Genomic DNA, 5,133 nt, shown 5'->3' on the forward strand with positions numbered 1-5,133 from the left:
CCGGATGCACACCACACAGCCGTTTGAATTCTTCTGGTTTGAGGTTCTTTACCTTTTCGTAGCTCATAGATGTCAAGAAAGCTCTCAGCTACTTTTCCCACGCTCATGGGACTTTTGCAAGAGGTCTATTTCATACTTCATACTTCACACTTCTATAATGGTCAGCGTATCTTGCTTGATGCAGGCGATCGCACATGGCCATAACAAAACGTCAGCTGCCAACATTTTTACGGTTTGCTAAAAGTTCTAACCTTTCTCAAAAGTTAATGATGATTGGGTTAGCCATCACCCTGTTTTTTATCTTTTTGGCATTTTTTGCCCCTGTATTACAGGCTTGGGGATGGCTGCAAAACCCCAAAGATTTTCTTGCTAACCCCATTCAAGAAGCACCATCAGCTAAACATTGGTTTGGTACTAGCCGCTTGGGTCATGATGTCTTTTCCCGTACCTTGTTTGGCGCTCAAGCTGCGTTGCAAGTGGTGATTTTAGCCACAGCGCTGAGTATGATTATTGGCGTGCCATTGGGGATGGTGAGTGGTTATCTTGGCGGCAAATTAGATAAGGTATTGCTGTTCCTCATGGATAGCATTTACACCTTACCGGGATTATTACTTTCTGTAACTTTGGCGTTTGTGGTTGGACGAGGTATATTTAATGCCGCGATCGCAATTAGTATTGCTTACATTCCCCAATATTATCGGGTGGTTCGCAACCATACTGTGAGTGTCAAAACAGAAGTATTCATTGAAGCCGCCCAAGCAATGGGGGCTTCTACTTGGATTGTGCTATCTCGCTATTTATTTTTCAACGTCATTCAAAGCGTACCTGTATTATTTACCCTCAACGCCGCCGATGCAATTTTAGTGTTGGGCGGTTTAGGCTTTTTGGGTCTGGGATTACCTGAAGAAGTTCCAGAATGGGGACATGATTTAAAACAGGCTCTTGAAGCACTCCCCACAGGCGTTTGGTGGACAACCTTGTTTCCTGGTTTAGCCATGACATTCATGGTGGTAGGGTTATCCCTACTTGGTGAGGGGTTAAATGAATTTGTCAATCCCCGTTTGCGGGGAGAAAATGGGATTCGGAAATAGTCAGTTACTAGTGAACAGTAAATAGACTGATAACTGATAACTGATAACTGATAACTGGAGAGATTTGTGTGAAAGATAACCTTACTTTAATTGCTGCCGCTGCTGGTGGGTTTATGCTATCTATGGCTTTGACTGGGATTCTGCGCGGTACACCAATCACAGCTTTACAAGGGCAATCACAGGCGAATAATTACTCAGTTGTGAATTTGCAGGTTGCTTCTGCGCGTTCTGATGAAAAAGTTGATTACAACTTAAAAGAACATAAGTAAGCTGTAGCTGTAAGTAATGAATAGTATTTCTGACAGTTTAGCGATCGCCATCCTTCATCAACAAGCAGGTCGCTCATTCCAGGCTGAACAAATATATTTGCAAATTCTCCAAGAGCAACCAAATCAGATTGATGCCTTATATTTGTTGGGTACACTTGCCCATCAGTTAGGAGAAACAGCAAAAGCGATCGCATTTTACCGCCAAGCTTTGGCAATTAATCCAGCTTTGGCCTCAGTTCACAGCAATCTCGGTATTGCTTTGAAACAGCAGGGTTTGTTAACAGAAGCGATGCAACATTATCAACAAGCGATCGCCCTACAGCCTAACTCTGCTCAATTTCATTACAACTTGGGTCTAGTTTTTCAAGAACTAGGTAACTTAGAGTCCGCCAAAGATTCCTATCGCCAAGCAACTATTCTTCAGCCAAATTATCCCTTAGCCTACAATAACTTAGGTCTAGTGCTGCTCCAAATAGGAGAGGTTGAAGCAGCTATTACCTGCTATAAAACAGCGATTGAATTACAGCCAGATTTTGCCGAAGCCCACCAGAATTTAGCAGAAGCACTATTATTAATTGGAGATTTTGACCTTGGCTTTGCCGAATATGAATGGCGCTGGCAAATGTTTGCACCTGAACAATTACCCAACTTTGCCACACCGCAGTGGGATGGCGCTCCCTTAGATGATAAAACTATCTTGCTGTATGCAGAACAAGGACTAGGTGATACATTTCAGTTTATTCGCTATGCTGACTTAGTGCGCGATCGCGGTGGTCGAGTGATCGTAGCTTGTCTATCTGCTCAAGTGGAATTACTCAAAACTGTTCCTGGTGTAGCACAAGTTTTGGCTCTGGATGAAGAATTACCAGAGTTCCATACTCAAGCACCGCTGATGAGTTTACCTTATCTGTTGGGGACAACTGTGGAAACTATTCCGGCGAAAATACCTTATATATTTGCGCCGTCATCTCATAATTTCCAGTTAGTAGCCTCACTAGAAACTAAACTCAAAGTCGGCATTGTCTGGGCGGGTAATCCTGGGAACCGCAATGATAGTAAACGCACCTGTGGACTACAGCCATTTTTACCATTGTTCAAAATCCCAGCAGTTGAATTTTATAGTCTCCAGGTGGGTAAAAGTTCTCAAGAATTAGCACAACTACCTGCCGATATTAAAATTCAGGATTTAAGCAGTTATTTACATAACTTTAATGATACGGCTGCGGCGATCGCGCAGTTAGATTTAGTCTTAACAATAGATACTTCAGTTGCCCACTTAGCCGGCGCACTGGGTAAACCAACCTGGGTAGTTCTGCCCTTTGTTCCTGATTGGCGATGGTTATTACAGCGAGAAGATAGCCCTTGGTATCCGACAATGCGACTGTTTCGTCAAGAATTAGTTGGTGATTGGGCTGGAGTATTTGCCAAGGTTGGGCGGGAAATTATGAAGTATGAAGTGTAAAATATAGAGTTTTAGACTTCGTGCTTGCCCTGTTTTGGATGTGCAATTGTGGATCAACCGGAAGTAATTGGTATTGATATTGGGGGAACAGCGATTAAGTTGGGGCGGTTTAGCCAAGATGGTACGTGCTTAAAGTGCTTAACTGTGGCGACTCCCCAACCAGCTACACCAGAAGCAGTTTTAGCGGTAATAGTAGATGCGATCGCCCAAATTGACCCAGATAATCAAACTATAGCTATTGGTGTGGGTATGCCTGGCCCGGCGGATGCGGCTGGACGTATTGCCAAAATAGCGATTAACTTACCTGGATGGCTAGATGTACCTTTAGCTGAATGGTTAGAAATTAAAACAGGCAAACCCACGGTTATTGCTAATGATGCTAACTGTGCGGGAGTGGGAGAAGCTTGGTTAGGTGCTGGGCGCAACTTGAAAAATTTTATTCTGCTGACCTTGGGAACAGGAGTTGGTGGCGCAATTATCCTCGATGGTAAGCTGTTCATTGGGCATCAAGGAGCAGCTGGAGAATTAGGTTTAATTAGCTTCAACCCTGAAGGGCCGATGTGTAATAGTGGCAACCAAGGCTCGTTAGAACAATATGCCTCAATTATTGCTATTCGTCGCCGTACCGGAAAAGAACCTGACCAATTAGGTGCTTTAGCCCAAGCTGGAGATGCTGAGGCTTTAGCCTTTTGGCAAGAATATGGCAGAGATTTAGGTATTGGTTTAGTTAGTTTAGTTTATGTCCTCACACCACAAGCGATCGTCATTGGTGGCGGGGTTAGTGCTAGTTTTGAATTTTTCTTACCAGCAGCCAAGGTAGAAATTGAGCGGCGAGTTATGTATACTTCCCGCACAGGGTTACAAATTTTGCCAGCCCAATTGGGTAATTCTGCGGGAATGGTAGGGGCTGCCAAATTAGCATGGCAGAAAATTGCTGCTGAGTAACAGACCTTGAAGTTGATTAATCACTGACTCAGGAGAAAGATATGCCATACAAGGATGATTATCTAATAAACACTCTTTATTTTTAAAAGAATTCTCCTGGCATAAAGTACATTTAAAATCTGAAATAGTTAGTTTTACGTGTGGTTGCCGAGATGCCCAAAGCCTAATAGGGCTTGCACCATCACCATCAACATCATTCCCAAAAACTGCCAATGTTGGGCAACCTACAGCAGCTGCAATATGCAGAGGCCCAGAATCTACAGAAATACATACTCTCGTGCGGCGAAAAGCACCTGCTAGTTCAATTAAAGAAGTCTTTCCACGCATATCAATAATACTTGTTGTCTCCAAGAAATATTCTTCAGTATGACCAGCATTATACAAAGTTTGCTGCTCTTGGGGATGGCTACCAATTAAGCCAATTGTTAATCCTTGAGATTCACACCAGTTGATAACTTGTTGCCAATAATATACAGACCACATTTTGGCCGGACGTGTAGCTGTCACATGAATTAATACATCAGGTACTAAAAAATGAGGTTCTTTACTGGGTAATTCTAGTTGATAAAAATCAGTTTCTATATATGCAATTCGACAGAATATTTCGCTGATATAGTTGCTTTGCAATATATCTTGATGTCTTTGCAAAAACTCTCGACTATTCCAATCTTTATCTAGTAATATTTTGTGTATTGGATGCTCTGCTACTTTGAGTTTGTCTCGGAAATCTAAAGATAAAGCAATGCCAGCGATATAAGTAGGACGGATAGCACTAATCATGACTAAATTGATTTCACTAAATCCATCACAATTAATTGCTAAATCATAAATTCCGGCGAGTTGTTGACGTTGATTTACTGCTTGTGATAACGCATCTAAAAAATCTAGTCGCTGTGTATAAAGTGAAAAACGCCAATCAATATAGGGACAATGAATTTCAAAATCTTTGGTAGTTTCACTGCCAAAAAAATCTAGTGTGCAATCAGGATATTTCTCTTTCAGCCCTCTCAATAGCGGTGTAGTAACAACAAAGTTTCCCACTTTAGTAGAAGAAAACACAGCAATATGAGGTTTAGCTCGTAGAGATTGATTTGTGAAAATCTGCATCTCGTGGATACTAGCTCAATTTATACCAAGAATGAAATTTTTCTCCAACACCTTGGCAGTTGTTTGAGAGATTGTCAAGAGCCAGGAAATGCCTTCCTCAAAACGACATATAGCGTTTCTTGTTTGAGTGAGGTATAGCCATAGCCATAAAGATTAGGACGTAAACTATAAGAGTTAGCATTGCATCTACCCCATCCCGATGGCAAAAGCTTATAGTGATGATTTCCGGCGAAAAGTTATGCAAGCGATTGAATTAGAT

At 42.0% G+C, this 5,133-nt stretch carries 5 protein-coding genes; 4 read left to right on the plus strand and 1 reads right to left on the minus strand.

What is annotated here, in order from left to right; all coding sequences use genetic code 11:
* Window positions 1-194 precede the first annotated feature (194 nt).
* From IQ244_RS32020 to IQ244_RS32035, 4 genes are all read left to right on the plus strand, one after another.
* Window positions 195-1,091, plus strand: a complete 897-nt coding sequence (locus IQ244_RS32020) for an ABC transporter permease (protein WP_193900687.1) — start codon at window positions 195-197, stop codon at window positions 1,089-1,091.
* A 68-nt stretch (window positions 1,092-1,159) separates the two neighbouring features.
* Window positions 1,160-1,360 (plus strand): hypothetical protein, encoded by a 201-nt coding sequence (locus tag IQ244_RS32025; RefSeq protein WP_193900688.1) that lies wholly within the window; start codon window positions 1,160-1,162, stop codon window positions 1,358-1,360.
* Between the two features lie 16 nt (window positions 1,361-1,376).
* The gene (locus IQ244_RS32030) at window positions 1,377-2,822 is read left to right on the plus strand and encodes a tetratricopeptide repeat protein (protein WP_193900689.1); all 1,446 of its coding nucleotides are present in this window, start codon (window positions 1,377-1,379) and stop codon (window positions 2,820-2,822) included.
* 48 nt (window positions 2,823-2,870) lie between these two features.
* Entirely contained in the window at window positions 2,871-3,767 is an 897-nt protein-coding gene (locus IQ244_RS32035) for an ROK family protein (RefSeq protein WP_193900690.1), read from the plus strand.
* Here IQ244_RS32035 and IQ244_RS32040 read toward each other — a convergent pair.
* A complete protein-coding gene (locus tag IQ244_RS32040) occupies window positions 3,738-4,874 on the minus strand; it encodes a glycosyltransferase family 9 protein (protein ID WP_193900691.1) in 1,137 nt (378 codons plus the stop codon). The genes IQ244_RS32035 and IQ244_RS32040 overlap by 30 nt on opposite strands.
* Window positions 4,875-5,133: the final 259 nt, after the last annotated feature.

This window comes from Nostoc sp. LEGE 06077, assembly GCF_015207705.1.
GTDB lineage: Bacteria > Cyanobacteriota > Cyanobacteriia > Cyanobacteriales > Nostocaceae > Nostoc_B.